The following is a 15,314-nucleotide window of genomic DNA, read 5'->3' as shown; positions in this document are numbered from 1 at the left end:
AGAAGGCAGTAAGTAGATAGACCACGAAGCCACTTGGCGGCGATATCCTTGAACGGAGGAGATTTCGAAATGATGGGATTGGACCGGTCACAGTGGTCGGCGTAGCCGTTTCACTTTGGTTCGGAGGAGAGCATCAGCAGGCGTCTCTCGGCACTAAGCTTCGGGCAGGTCTCGCAATAGTCGGGCTCTTCTTGCCCTTTCCCGCCGAGCTGGTAGGCAAGACAACAATATGCACGTACATAGACCGGCGGCCCTTGCCAGAGCGGGTCGTTAAATCGGGTGTAACGGGCAGGGCCCATTGTTTCCGTTAAGGCTAAGGCTTGCCAATCTTGCATAACCAGCTCCAGTCTGTTCGTGCTGAGCGGATAGGATGATGTGCTGTCGGTCAAACTCCCGTATAAGCTGTACACATTGTGTCCTACAAGAGACCACATAACGGTTTCACTCGCTCCCGTGTTGGAAGATACAGCTTTAAATATAGGTGCCAAATGCTCCCTCAACCGATTCATATAAGTTCGTGCAAAGGTAGAGCGATTGGTTTTGGTCAATCCTTCTTCTCGTGAAGGCTCGGCCGCATAAAGCATCATGCCTCGATCGGCCAAACGGAACTTGACGTTCTCATGCGCGAGATCGAGCGGGGTATCGTATAGGCTGAAGGCGGCAAGCACGCCTCGTGCCCATACGGAATAACGTTTGGCGAACAAGGTGCCCGTCACATGGCTTTCGGGATTCCCTAGAGCAGCGGATTGACGATCCAGAATGCGGGTCAACGAGTTTTCGCAAATGAAGTCGCTAGAGGAATAAGGGTAGTCGGAATCGGACCATGGAGCTAGATGAATGGCAAAATAACGCAGAAGGGAGGCTGCCGCCTCCCTTGAAGCGAGATCGTTCTCCCCACTCATTTATTCAATGATCCGCAGCACTTCGTCCAATAGCTCGCCGCGTCCGATGACGCCCCATCCTTTGAATAGCCAGAAGGAGTCTGTCTCATAGAGTTTACCGTTCTGAACGGCAGGCAGATTGCTCCAAAGCGATGTCTCTTCTATTTGCTTCAAGTAATCACCGCCATTAGGATCTACCTCCAGCACCAATCGATCGGCGTCAAGCTCCGGCAATGACTCAAGCGACAGATCTGCTCGCTGCTCTTTGGGAGTCAGAGCGGCTGGCTCGAAGCCGAGTTCCTGGTATAAGAAGACGTTGGTCGGGTGACCTTCCTGTGCGTAGATTTGTACGATGTCTTTTCTCACCCTGAGATAAGCAAGCTGCTTGTCAGCTAGCCCTTCGACCTTCGCTTTGACCTCGGTTACTTTTGATTGCAGCTCACTGACGGCACGCTCAGCCACATCTGTTTTGTCGTACATGCCGGCAATGGTCATGAGGTCGTTCGTCCAGTCTTTTTCGTAATCGAGCCATTCTGAGCCCAGTACGATCGTCGGAGCAATTTTGTTGAGCTCCTCGTAGGTCGTCTCCGCCGTGCGGCTCTCGATTAGGATGACTTCGGGATCAAGCTGTACGATAGCTTCGAGATTAGGGCTGTCCGCCGAGCCTACTGTCGCCACGCCTTCCAATTGATCAGCCAAATAAGGAAGGTAGTCGCCGCCGTACCGGACTTCGACATTTACGCCAACCGGCTTCTCTCCGATAGCCAGCAAGTGATCGATATAGGCGGCGGAAAGCACGACGATTCGTTCGATCTTGGCCGGGATTTCACTCGTACCTTGAAGATGGGTAATGCTTCGAGTCGTTGGCGCCGAGTCTGCGCTTTGGGCCGGCTCGCTCGCAGGCGGATTGGCAGATTCGGGCGCTGCGTTATTGTTGCTGCATGCGGCTAGCATTAGGATAAGGAAGGTCAGGATGATTATACCTACCCTTGTTTTTCTGAAATGATACATGTTGTATTGCCCCTTTGTTTAGTAATAATAATCATTATCATTGTATGGGCAGCAGCGGGAGACAGCAATGGATCATATCCCTCAGTTCCGTTGTACAATATCACTTTCCGGGAGCTTTAACTGGCGTGCAATTCTGCGAACGGCAGACAATCGACCTGTCGGCCCCAATGCTCGGAAGAACAGATCGCCAGCCTCGTATACATGTCCGTCACGAACGGCAGGCAGCGCTCTCCAGGATTCCGATTGCTGCAGCATCTTTAGTCGAGTCTTGGCTTCCTCGGTAGGATCCGTCATTAAGAAGATATGGTCAGGCCGTAAGCTGGCCCATTCGCTGAGTGGGAAGTCTATCCATGATCGTGCCTGTAATCCATCCGGCAGCCCGAGACTCAAATCCTCATGAAGCAAAGAACCCGTTTGGTTAGACGCTCCATAGACCCGATAGAACGAGCCGCATATTCGAACGAAACAAGCCGTCTGATGACCCCATTCCTGCACAAGCTTTTCGCGAATATTCGATTTGACTGAAGTATAACGTTCCAGCCATTGCCGGGCTTCGCGTTCTTTGCCGAATAGATGGCCGATATGCCGCAGCATCTCGCCATTTTCGTTGGAATGCCGCAGGATTGCTATTGGCGCGATAGCTTGTAATGAGATATCTTCCTTCAATCGGTCGCTCGTCAGAATCAGATCCGGCTTCGATCGGAGCAGCTTGCCGTATTCCGGCTTAGCCCCATCCAGCCATATTTTCTCTCCATCCTTGTGATGAAGACTCTCCCCATCGAATGCGGTCGAGACCCGGCCCGCATAGGACAATGCAGCGACGGGCTTAAGACCAAGAGTTGTCAGATAATCGTCGAGACCGTAATAGATCGTGGCGATTCGGTTGCATTTGTTCTTTATATAGAGGGTCGGCGCCACACCTTCAGCCTTCTTGAATGCTCGGCTGAAGTAATGCTCGTCCTTGTAGCCAACCGCGCGCGCGATCTCCTTGATCTTGCTGCTGTCGATTATAAGCCGTTTCGCCTTGTCCATACGCCTGTGCTCGACGTATTGAAGAGGCGTCATACTAGTTCGGCGCTTGAAGGTGCGTATGAAATGATTAACGCTAAGCCCTGCTAAACCCGCTAATTGTTCAAGCTTCAAATCCTTCGCATAATGTTCGTTCATATACGCGATCGCGTAGTCCATACCGACAACCGGCTCGGATGGCGACGACTGCTCCAGCTCGCCGTTCATCAGACGCTCAAGGAAGCGGTGAAGCCGATATTTCAAGTGGAGGACATCGGGTACACAGTCGCTGTCGTCGGATTCTCTTCTGCTTGAGTCATCTTCAAGGAGACTTGCCGCTTGTCCGCAAGCCTTGGGGGAGAGCTTGCCAGAGACTGGAAACTTTAACTCTGATGGATGCCAGGCTGCTTCCCGTCTGGAAAGCTGAACGCCGTTAAACAGCAGCAGCGAGAAGGAAATCGGCTCATCGATAGACGATTGACCTTCTATCAGCATGCCTGGAGCAAGGAGAAAAGCATCTCCTTTGTTCGCGGAGTAGAGCTTGCCGTTCAGCATAAACATGCCTTCGCCGGACGTAATGACTGCCAAGGCATGATGATGAAAGGCTTTTCTCCGAAATGAGCCTCGCAGGCCATCCCGCTTGATTCTTTTGATCGAAGTAAGCGCCATGCGCCCTGATCGACCTATGTACATTGTATCTTTCATTTGTGCCTCCGAATGGATCCCCAGAATTGTTCGCGCGTTCGTCATTCGTCCTTTGTCCAGTGTAACATGAAATTCGTTGGAGATTCGGCCTTCGCGAGCAGAGGAACGTAAAAAGGGCTGAATCCGGAATTGTACCAGATTCAGCCCTTTATCTAGCTTTTCAATTGTTATAATTTACGATACCAAGGCAACCGCGACAGCGGCGCTGCGACTTCGATCCCAGCAGGTCCGTCCACGATGCTGCCATCGTCGCCCTGCCAGCGTCCAACAGGGAATTGGATCAAGCGGGACGTGCTTCCTTTCGTTATGACCGGAGCGACAAGGATGGATTCGCCAAGCATGAACTGATCCTGAACGGCGTGATACCCTTCATTGGGGAACACAAATTCCATGCTGCGCATAATAGGAAGCCCATTCTCAGCGGCCTGGTCTGCAAGACCGGCAATAACGGCCCCCAATGCCGTGCGTGTCCGCACGGCATCCATACACCATGACAATTCGTCACCGCTTAGTACCCGCCATGGCGCCATGGAGAACTGCATCGCAGGGAACAGAGCTGAGCATTGTACATAACGGACAAACAACTCCGAATCGAATCGGAAATGCGGCGAATTGATATCGCCGTCCATGCCCCCGCCAACCATATCGGGACAATTATAGGCGTAGCCCATCAATCCTTGGGCGATGGCGTTCGGGATGAGACCTTGCAGACCGGTTGCCGCTTCCCACGAATGCGTCTTGTCTCGCTGCCGCTGAATGAGCGCCTGCCCTCCAAGCTTCCAGCACATCCGCAATTCGCTTAGCCCGTATCCGATGCCGAGTGCGGCATAAGCTTCGCAATCCTCCATAGGACGGACAAGACGTGTCCACTCCACGGCTGCAGCAACATCATTCTGAAGCTCAGGCAGTATCGGTTCTCCCGCGTCGAACTTGAAGCCGTCAACCCCGTAATCCTTAATCAATCGATCGAGCTGCTCCCTGAACCATGCGGAGCCTCCCGCGCTTGTATAATCGACCACTGCGCTATACCCGTTCCACCATCTTCTTAAGACAGGAGAGCCGTCCGTATATTTCATTACATAGCCCAAATCACGCAAACGACGGAAGTTTATGCTGTCCGGACTTACATACGGGCATACCCACAGCATTATTTTGAACCCTAACTCGTGTAATACAGCAATCATTCCGGCGGGATCGGGGAAACGGTGTTTGTCAAAGTCCCAGGTGCCATAGTCTTGCATCCAATTATCGTCGATAATCAGCACACCAGGCGGCATACCGTTTTCGATAATGGATCTAGCGTAATTCAATAACTTCTCTTGCGTCGCTTCATAGAACATCTCGACCCAAGTACAATATTGCGGCGCTGTGAAAGCCACCTTGTCTGGTGTGACGCCCGAAGGGGGGAAGTGGCTGGCGCAAGCATGGCGGTACGCGCCTTGGAGCGACTCGTGTCCTTCTTGAATGGAGAGCTTCTCGTTATGATCGATCGTCAGGCTGTCCTCCCGGAATGAGAAAGCAAACGGTTCTTCGGACCAAATATATCTGCCTTTATTAGAAAGTAATAAGGGTGAAGCCTGATTATCATCTGTCAACCTTATATCCCGCGTATGTTCGCCTTCGCCGAATGGCATCGCGTAACCTTCATTAATGACGCCTCCCCACCAGAATTCGCCGGGCTCTCTTTTTAACACTGTCGTTGTCATAGAGGACACTTCCTATCTGTTTTATGAAATTATTTGCGCAAATATTTACTGACAGTATGAATGAAATGATGGGCTAATGCAAACCTTTTTTATCTTAATAATTGGGCATCCAATCTTAAATATGAGGCATTTCAAGTCATTGCAGTCATCCATTACAATGAAGACGTAACGAGGCAAACGTTTAGTACATGAGATTTACGCAAAATTTTTGCCTAAACTATTTCATAGGGGGATATCAAATGATGAAAAGAAACAAATTTGCAACAGTAGGCACAGCTGTACTTATTACGTCTGCTTTGTTCGCCGGCGCATGCAGCAACAACGCCAATACGCCGGCGGACAATAGTCCGAGCAACAATGCTGCAACTGAAACAGATGCACCTAAGAAAAACGTAACGATTACCTACTCGATCTGGGATAAGATTCAGCAGCCGGCCATGGAAGCGATCGCTGCAGAGTTCACGGAAGAGAATCCGAATATCAAAGTAAAGGTAGAAGTGATTCCGTGGGGCGACTATTGGACCAAGATGTCCGCGGCAGCGCCATCCGGCACGTTGCCTGACGTGTTCTGGATGCACGGAGGCCAATTTATCAAGTATGCATCGGGCAAATTCTTGGAGCCGATTACGAGCAAGGTGCAAGCTGGGGAAATCGATCTGAGCAATTACGCAGCCGACTTGGCTACGATCTACACGCTGAACGGCGAGAACTACGGCGTGCCGAAGGACTTCGACACGATCGGACTCGCGTACAACAAAGAATTGTTCGATCAAGCAGGCGTTGATTATCCGGACGATACATGGGATTACGCTAAGCTTGCCGAGGTTGCCAAGCAGCTCAGCCAGCCAGACAAAGGCATCTATGGCTTCGGGGCGAAGCTTGATACACAAACCGGCTACTGGAACGATATTCTTGCTAACGGCGGATCCATCCTGACATCCGACCTGAGCAAATCCGGTTACGATGACCCAGCTTCTATTGAAGCTTTGCAAGCCCGTTACCAAATGATTCTCGACGGAGCTTCGCCGACGCATCAACAAATGACGGATATGGAATCCACCGAGATGTTCAAGTCCGGCAAACTCGCGATGATCTTTGACGGCTCATGGAGAATCAGCGACATCGACAGCAGCGAAATCATCAAGGGCAAATGGGATTGGGCAAAACTGCCGACAGGCAAGTCGAAACGCGGCAATATCATCAACGGTCTGGGCAACGTAATGTCTGCAGCAGGCAAGAACAAAGAAGAAGCATGGCAGTTCCTTAAGTTCCTGGGCTCCGAACGAGCGGCTCAAATTACGGCAGAGATGGGCGCAGCAATCCCGGCCTTCAACGGTACACAAGATGCTTGGCTTACTTCGAGACCTCACCTGAATCTGAAAATATTCACAGAGCAAGTAGCTGATGCGATTCCATACCCAAGCGGCACGATGGCGTATCCGGTCTGGTTCGCGAAGGAGCCTGAGATCATGTCCCAAGCATGGGGCGGAGCGATTTCTGTAGAGGAAGCAGCTAAGAAGGTCGCGGATATGATGAACCAAGCGATCGCCGAAACGAAATAATAACGATCTAAATATAGTCGTGCGAGGACGCTCTTCATACATCGGAGCGTCCCCGGACGAGTAGGGAGTGGTAGGGTTGAATTCCAGAAGCAGATATGTGTGGGCTTATGTCATGATCGCGCCAACGCTCCTGGGCACATTGATTTTCTGGGGATGGCCGGTTCTTCATTCGATATTGCTGGGCTTCCAGCAATCGCAAAACTTTGGCCTGGTCAATCATTGGGTTGGATTGGATAACTATGCAAAGCTGATCCGGGACGAGGAGTTCTGGCAGAATCTTCGCAACACCTTGTATTACGTCGCTTTGTTCGTGCCCGTGACGCTGGCGTTATCTACCTTCTTCGCGGTTCTGCTGAACGCCAAGATCAAAGCGTTATCCGTCTACCGAGTCATCTTTTTCTTGCCTCAAGTGACGATGCCCGCCGCGGCGGCGATGGTATGGGTCGTGTTGTTTGCACAGGATTTTGGTCTGATTAACCATATTCTTGGCACGCGGGAAGCTTGGCTGTCCAATACCAATACGGCGATGTTCGTGCTCGTAATTGTAGGTGTGTGGGGAGCAATCGGCCTCAATATGTTATTGATTCTTGCAGGCTTGCAAGGCATACCGAAGTCGCTTTACGAAGCGGCGGATATCGATGGAGCAAGGCGGTGGGGCAAGTTCCGCTACATTACGATCCCTATGTTGACGCCAACACTGTTCTTCACGAGCATCATTTTGTTAATTGGCGCTACACAAATCTTTGATTCGATCTATCTTATTATCGGGAAGACGAACGTAGCGCTGCCATCGGTTCGCTCGCTAGTCTATGCCTACTACCAGAACAGCTTCGTATACTTTAACCCTAACTATGGGGCAGCTATTATTAATGTCTTATTGGTCATTAATTTGATTCTGACCGGCATACAATTTGCGTTCCAGAAAAAGTGGGTCGTCTACGACTAAGAAAGGGGGAAAACCGACATGCAGACTTTGTCGGCGAGGAGAATCAACCTGCTGATACACGTCATCCTGATCATCAGCGCGATTGCCATGCTTGTACCGTTTATCTGGATGGTGCTGACTTCACTGAAAACAACGACGGAAGCTACGCAAATTCCGATCCGATTTTTCCCCGATGCCCCTAGCTTAAGAGGCTACATCGAGGCGATCAAACAATCGGCGTTTCCGCATTATTATATGAATACCGTATTAACCGCCATCATGAAGACGGTGTTTCCGGTTATATTCAGCTCCATGGCGGCTTACGCTTTTGCACGGATCAGATTTCCAGGAAGCTCCATCCTATTTGTGCTGATTCTTTCGGTGATGATGGTGCCGAATCCTGTTTTCTACACGCCGCAATACATGATGATGAGCGACCTTGGATTGGTGAACACGGTTACCGCGCTTTGGATTACCTCGCTCATCAGCCCTTTTGCCACGTTTCTATTGAGGCAGTTTTTCTTGACGATCTCGAAGGAGCTAGAGGAAGCCGCCGTGCTCGACGGCTGTAATCCATTCCAAATTTATTGGCATATCATGCTTCCACTGGTCAAATCGGCTTTGGTCGCGATTGTCATCATTCAGCTGCAGTGGGCATGGAACGAGCTGCAATGGCCGCTGATCATCAACAGCTCACCTGAGAAGATGACCTTGTCATCCGGTATTGCAACACTGGTATCGATGTTCGGAACGGATTATCCAGTCCTGATGGCAGGTGCCTTTATGGCGGTCGTTCCGATGATCATTCTGTTCTTTATTTTCCAAAAGCAGTTTATTGAAGGCATCGCGTTCAGCGCACACAAAGGTTAAATAAAGTTGAAACAGGAATCCGGGCTTACGAGAAGGTCCGGATTAACCTGTTAGCGAGCTTAAACCGACCGAAAGGTCATTCTTCTCGCAAAAGAATGATAGCGTTTTCAATCGTACAATAAGGAGGATCATGATGAAATCAAATGCTTTGAATCGAAGTAGAAAAGCCAAATTACGCAGCAATAGGAATTCCTCATTAAAAGTAATGCTTATCGCTTGTTTATTAATGAGTACGTTCTTCGGCCATGCGGTAACCAGCAGCGTACATGCCGACCCGGTCCCTGCGCGGGTGCCAACCAATCCCTATCCGAGTCCTGCGGTGGATAACACGTTAGTCCAGCATGACTTGACTCATGCTCCAAGTCCGCTGGACAATCCGCTGAAAGGCTTTGCGCCGTTCTATCCATGGGAAACGGAAACCTCGTTCCCGCATAGTCTGGAGTGGTATTATGTGCCGCTGAAGGCGGTGATGAGCGGTCCTAATTCCTTTACCTTCGGCGAGGGCTTGGAGCTGGCGCTGGATGCGATCGCAGCTAGAGGCAATCAGGCGGCGATTCGGGTCTATCTGGAATATCCGGATAAACCTGATGCCATCCCGGCTTTCATACGCGACAACGAAAACATCGAAATGCGCCACAACGATGCCTTCAATCAAGACGAGCCCGACTATGACAATCCGCTCATGGTGGAGTATCTCACCAACTTCATCGAGGCGTTCGGGGCGGAGTACGATGGCGATCCCCGCATCGGCTTTATCCATATGGGACTCGTAGGATTATGGGGCGAGTGGCATACATGGCCTTATGATTCGGATACCGAGGATGGCAAGCCGAACTATATGCCAAGCGACGAAACGATCGGAACGCTGTTCACGGCTTACGATGCGGCCTTCGATTACACAAAGCTGGAGGTCCGATATCCCGGCTTGCCCGGCGCAGCGGATTACAACTTCGGTTATCATGACGATTCCTTTGGATTTAAGGAGGGAGATCCACTGGAGAGCGTCACGCAGCCCGAAAGCATGGGGGGCGCCTACTATTCGTTCCTGACCAAGATGCTGGATGCCGGATCGGAGAACAAGTGGATTACACAATCCATCGGCGGAGAGGTGCGGCCGGAGATCCAGAGCAGCTTCTTCAGCGGCGGAGCCAATGTGGATGATGCGATGGACGACATCGAGTTGACGCACGCGACGTGGATGATTAACCAAGGCGGGATCAGCAACTATAGCGAGAGCAATGCCGCCGTTGCCGCTGGTGTCAGAAAGATGGGCTACGATCTGCATGTCAAGAGCGCCCATTACAATAATATCGAGCAAGGCGATGTGCTAAAGGTTGGAGTCACGATCGAGAACGACGGCGTCGCACCATTCTCGTATCCATGGGCGGTGGAGCTCGGCGTTAAGAACGCATCAGGAAAACTGGTCAAACAATGGGATACGACATGGGATCTGACGAAGGTCATGCCGCAAGAAATAAGGACGTATCCCGAGTGGGGCCTTCCCGAAGAGCAGGAGTACGTTCCATTCGGCGAACCTTATTATTTTGACACGACGATTGCCGATCCTGACTTAAACGACGGATATTATTATTTGGTCATGAAGGTCGTGAATCCTTTAGAGGCCATTAGCAGCAAAGCCAAGCAAGTCGGCTTCGCCAATACGGATCAGGACGAGGCGGGATGGCTCAATCTGGGACCGGTGCTGATCGGGGATTGTGCGTCTCCATGCGAGGCGCCTCCAACATCGCCGCCTCCGCCGCCAACACGCTTGCTCGTGGATGATTTCGACGGGACGCCGGCGTGGTCCGAGAAGAAAAATGATCTAGGTCAAGGCATCAATTCCAATAACTTCGGAGGCGTTGATGTATCAGGCAGCATTGCGGATGGCGCATTAGAGCTCAACTATCAGAATATGGCGTGGTTCGAGACGAATATCGGACGTAACCTCACGGATACGAGCAAGCTGGTGTTTCGGATGAAAGGAGCTGCCGGCGGCGAGGAAAACGAAGTGAAGCTGACGATCGGCGGCGTCGGAAAAACGCTGGCGCAATTCAGCGGGGATACGATTACGACAGACTACAAAGATATTGTGATCGACTTGGCTGCTCAAGGCGTCAATTTGACGCAGACGATCTGGAGCCTTGCGATCTCGCAAGGAAGCTGGGATCAGTCGGGAACGATCTATATCGACGAAATCTATTTGACCGACCGTTACGAGTCGGATACCGACCCAGGCACGGATCCAGGTACGGATCCGGGAACCGACCCGGGAACGGATGCGCCTGGGCTCATTGAGGACTTTGAGTCCTATGCCGACAATGCCGCCTTGGGGCTAGCTTGGACGGAAGCCTGGTCGGACAAACCGGGCTCGGTGACAAGAACGCTTGGCGATGCCAGCGGCAGTATGGGTCTACAGCTATCGGTCGCTATCGACAATTCGGAGTGGGCCAACATCATTCATGCCATCCCCGCGGACCTGCAAGATTGGTCGAAGTTCGACGGCTTAAGCTTCTGGGTGGATAACACGACATCCGACAGCAAGAACTTCAGCTTAAACGTCGCGCTTCAAACGCCTGTAAGCAAAGGCGAGTTCGGGCTGCAAGAAGGCGGAGCGGCTACGACGATCTCCGAAGGTGGCGTCTGGCAAGCCGCGGCGTTTAACGGCAGCTCGCTGAATGTCCCTTCGGGCTTCAAGGGTGTCGTGCGCATCGGATGGGATCAATTCGTACAGTCCGCATGGCAGTGCGACGGCAACCAAGGGGAATGTGCGGCCTTGCTGGATCCTAGCACCGTGACGGGACTTCAGTTCGGCTACCCGCCGATTGGTTACGTGAACAATGTCGTCACGATTGACGACATCGCCCTCTACCGGTCGGACAAAACGCTGGATGATTTCGAAACATACGCTGATAATGCGGCTCTGCAGAACGTGTGGCGAGTCGACTGGGAGAACGGAGACCCGTCCGCGCAGCGCACGCTTGATCTGGACAATGCCGCAAGCGGCGAGCAAGCGATGAAGTTAACGGTGTCTACTCCTCCGGGCGGAACCATATCCCAGTGGGTTAATATCAAACGGGCAGCCTTCACCGGCACGGATTCCGATTGGTCGGCGTTCGACGGTCTAACGTTCTGGGTGAACAACGTTTCGCCAATGGCCAAAGCGATGGATCTCAATATTTCGCTTGTGACGGATGCGTCGAAAGGCGAGTTTTCGTTACAAGCGGGAGGTTCAGTTCAGTTCTATGATGCAACGGAAGGCTGGGAGGCAAGTACGCTTGGCGGAGGTTCTCTGTCGATTGCATCAGGCTATCGGGGAGTAGTTCGCATACCATGGAGCGCATTCTCTCAATCTAGCTGGCAAGACTGCGGCTCCTGCGCAGCCGAATTCAACGCGAGCAAAGTGCTGCAAATTCAATTCGGCTTCAGCCCGCTCGCACAAGCCGACAATGTACTGAGCATTGACGAGGTTGGCCTATACGCATTGGCTGGCAGAACCGGTGGAGACGGAGAAGGACCGACGAACCCGCCTGTCGATCATCCGAGCCCTCCGGAATGGGCGACGGCAGAAGGAACGTATGCCTTGGAGCATCAACCGGCACCGGTGGATAATCCGCTCAAAGGGCTCCTTCCTTTCTACGACGCATCCGAGGAAGCGTATTTCAAGGTTGGCGACGACTGGAGAGATCGTCCGACTCAGCTGCCGTACAGCTTGGAGTTCTTCTACTTGCCGCTGAGCAAGCTGATGAACAATGTGGATGACTTTAACTGGACCGAGCTGGACAAACGGCTTGCGGAGGTCGCGGCCAGAGGTAATCAATCGGTATTCCGGGTCTATCTGGACTATCCGAACAAACCGTCGGGCATCCCGCAGTTCCTGATCGACGCGGGGCTTCAAACTTACGAGTACGAAGAATTCGACAACGGCAAGGATGCCACGAGCTTGGCGCCGAATTACAACGATGAACGTCTATTAGGTGCACTGGACAATTTCATCGGCGCGCTGGGATCGCGTTACGACGGCGACCCGCGGATCGGCTCCATCATGATCGGCTTGATCGGGTTCTGGGGAGAGTGGCACACCTACCCGTATGACGGCAATATCCAGCAGCCGAACCTGATGCCAACCGATGCTAATCTCCATCGGGTTCTCACTTCCATGGATGCTGCATTCGACGAAACGCAGCTCGTTCTGAGATATCCGAAGGACAGCGCCGATCTGAAAACCAAAAACTTCGACGTTGGTTATCATGATGATTCCTTTGCGTTCCAGACGCTCCCGCCAAGCTTGGGCGGACAGGGCTGGCATTTCTGGGGCAGAGTGAACGACGCCGGCGTCACGGAATTCTGGAAAGAGAATGCGATGGGCGGAGAGATGAGACCGGAAATTCAAGTGAAAATGTGGAACAACGATCCGCCGAGATACAATGAACTTTCGACGCCGATCGAGAACGCGCAAGGCGAGGATTATTACACGAGTCTCGACTTGACGCATGCGTCCTGGTTAATCGCGCAAGGGATCTTCCAGACGCCGCTAGACGCTGAACCGTTGGCAAGAGCGACGGAAGGCTCACGAGCTATGGGTTACGAATATTATGCGCCGACCGCCTATCTGGACGGAACGGATGGCAATCTCAAAGTTGGCGTAGAGCTAGAGAACAAAGGAGTAGCACCGTTCTATTACGACTGGAAGGTCGAGCTTGCCGCCCAGACAGAAGCGGGTATCGTCAAGATTTGGGAGCCGGGTTGGAGCTTGAAGGATATTCTGCCTAATACGAATGGCTTTGACGGTAACAAGCTGTTCGAGTCGACGACCAATCCTGAACTTGGCAATGGAAGCTATCAAATTCTGATGCGCTACGTTAATCCGCTTGAGGAAATGAACGCGGACGCCAAAAGGTTCCACTTCGCCAACGCGGAGCAGAGCAGCAACGGATGGTTGACGCTCGGCAATGTAGAGGTATCGGACAGCGCAGCGGAAGCGCCGATCAGAGTGGAGGACTTAACTACGGTTACATCTCACCAAGTTTCATTGAAACCAGGCGAGAGCAAGCAGATAGACGTCGTTGTATCTCCTGCGAATGCCGATAACAGCAGAGTCGAATGGTCGTCGGCCGACCTTAAAGTTGCTTACGTATCTAATGCGGGCTTGGTCACGGCGGTAGGTGCTGGTCAAACCGTCATTACAGCGAAGAGCTCCGACGGCAATCTGACAAAAACATTTACGGTCACCGTAGAATCCGGTTCGAATCCGGGGACGTCAGGCGGCACGACAACTTCTGAGCCTATTGTCACTGACAAAGGAATCAAGCTGGGGCAAGACGCCATCCGGATCTCGCGGTCAACGAATAAGGATGGAGTGAGCGAAGCGGCAGCGGTACTCGATGGGCAAAGGCTTCGAGATGCTTTCCTTTCGCTTAAGAATAAACCAAATCCGGCGAGTGCGAACACAGTAATCATTGATCTGAGCAATGAAGCCGGAAGCGTGAAGGTGGATATCCCATCCTCCGCGCTCGTAGACGGAGCAACCGAGCTGCCAGATGCTGGGATCACGATTCAGACGAACCTCGGAAGCTATACGATTCCTGTCAGCGCGCTAGGCTTGAATAAGCTGTCAGATCAATTGGGCGTTCAAGCAAAAGAGATGACCATCAGCATCAGCATCGTCCAAGTTGCGGGCGGAGCTGCAGATCTTATGACCGAGCAAGCGAACAAGGAAGGGTTAACCTTGTTATCCCCTGGGCTAGATTTTAGAATTACGGCCGAGGCAGGTGGTCATACGGTTGAGCATGGAAACTTTGGCAGCACTTATGTAGAAAGAACGATTATGCTGACCGGAAAGCCTGATGGCGCCAATGCAACCGCGCTACTGTTCGATCCGGCAACGGGCACCTTCCATTTCGTACCGACGCTCCTTCAGAGCGCTGAAGGGAAAACGGAAGCCCTCATCAAACGGAACGGCAACAGCATCTACGTAGTCGTCCAAGGTAACAAAACCTTTGCCGACCTTCAGGGCCACTGGGCGAAAAAGGACATTGAGCGGCTAGCGTCTCAGCGGGTCGTTAACGGAGCAGCGATGGACCGCTTCGCGCCGGATGCTTCGATTACCCGGGCGGAGTTCGCGGCGATCCTCGTACGTTCCTTGGGGCTGGGCAATTCGGTTAAGTCTACCAAATTCAGTGACGTTACAAGCGAAGATTGGTTCGCGAATGCCGTTGCGACGGCGGTAGAGGCGGGATTGATCGAAGGGTATGGGGACGGCACATTCGGACCTGACGAGTTGATTACGCGCGAGCAGATGGCGCTTATGTTATCAAGATCATTAAGGTATACGGGCCAATCACTTCAAGAGGGCCAACCATCGAGCAGAACGTATATAGATAGAGGAACCGTTGCTCCTTGGGCTACACAAGCGGTAAACGAAATGCTTGCTGCCGGAATAATCAAAGGAAAAACGGAATCGACCATCGAACCTGCTGCCAATGCGACCCGTGCGGAGGCTGCCGTGATGATCAAACGATTCTTGCAGTATGTACAGTTTATGAACTAGCGATTTGACGGAAATAGGGGCACATGAGAATCCCATTCATGTGCTCCTGTTCTATGCATGGAAACGTATTCACTCAAAGGGAAATCGTGTACACTAGCA

At 52.1% G+C, this 15,314-nt stretch carries 8 protein-coding genes; 4 read left to right on the top strand and 4 right to left on the bottom strand.

Annotated features, from left to right (window positions below; genetic code table 11):
* Positions 1-110: 110 nt before the first annotated feature.
* The 4 genes from ACX1C1_RS00560 to ACX1C1_RS00545 form a co-directional block, all read right to left on the bottom strand.
* Positions 111-902: an IucA/IucC family C-terminal-domain containing protein gene (locus ACX1C1_RS00560; protein WP_458955257.1), complete on the bottom strand. Its 792-nt coding sequence runs from the start codon at positions 900-902 to the stop codon at positions 111-113.
* Positions 903-1,892, bottom strand: coding sequence for an ABC transporter substrate-binding protein (locus ACX1C1_RS00555; RefSeq protein WP_458955256.1), 990 nt, complete (start codon positions 1,890-1,892; stop codon positions 903-905).
* Positions 1,893-1,973: 81 nt separating this feature from the next.
* A complete protein-coding gene (locus ACX1C1_RS00550) occupies positions 1,974-3,605 on the bottom strand; it encodes an AraC family transcriptional regulator (protein WP_458955255.1) in 1,632 nt (543 codons plus the stop codon).
* A 167-nt stretch (positions 3,606-3,772) separates the two neighbouring features.
* Positions 3,773-5,311 carry a glycoside hydrolase family 31 protein gene (locus tag ACX1C1_RS00545; protein WP_458955254.1) on the bottom strand — a complete coding sequence of 513 codons (1,539 nt, stop codon included), beginning with the start codon at positions 5,309-5,311 and terminating at the stop codon, positions 3,773-3,775.
* A 239-nt stretch (positions 5,312-5,550) separates the two neighbouring features.
* On the opposite strand from ACX1C1_RS00545, the gene ACX1C1_RS00540 reads away from it, so the two are divergent.
* From ACX1C1_RS00540 to ACX1C1_RS00525, 4 genes are all read left to right on the top strand, one after another.
* Positions 5,551-6,873, top strand: coding sequence for an ABC transporter substrate-binding protein (locus ACX1C1_RS00540; protein ID WP_458955253.1), 1,323 nt, complete (start codon positions 5,551-5,553; stop codon positions 6,871-6,873).
* 76 nt (positions 6,874-6,949) lie between these two features.
* Positions 6,950-7,819 (top strand): carbohydrate ABC transporter permease, encoded by an 870-nt coding sequence (locus tag ACX1C1_RS00535; RefSeq protein WP_458955252.1) that lies wholly within the window; start codon positions 6,950-6,952, stop codon positions 7,817-7,819.
* A gap of 18 nt (positions 7,820-7,837) precedes the next feature.
* On the top strand, positions 7,838-8,668 hold the full coding sequence (locus tag ACX1C1_RS00530; RefSeq protein ID WP_458955251.1) for a carbohydrate ABC transporter permease: 831 nt from the start codon (positions 7,838-7,840) through the stop codon (positions 8,666-8,668).
* A 130-nt stretch (positions 8,669-8,798) separates the two neighbouring features.
* Positions 8,799-15,215, top strand: a complete 6,417-nt coding sequence (locus ACX1C1_RS00525) for an S-layer homology domain-containing protein (RefSeq protein WP_458955250.1) — start codon at positions 8,799-8,801, stop codon at positions 15,213-15,215.
* Positions 15,216-15,314 lie beyond the last annotated feature (99 nt).

Source organism: Paenibacillus sp. strain BS8-2 (assembly GCF_054483835.1).
Note: the sequence above shows the minus strand (reverse complement) of the source record. Positions and strands in the feature narration are given on the sequence as shown.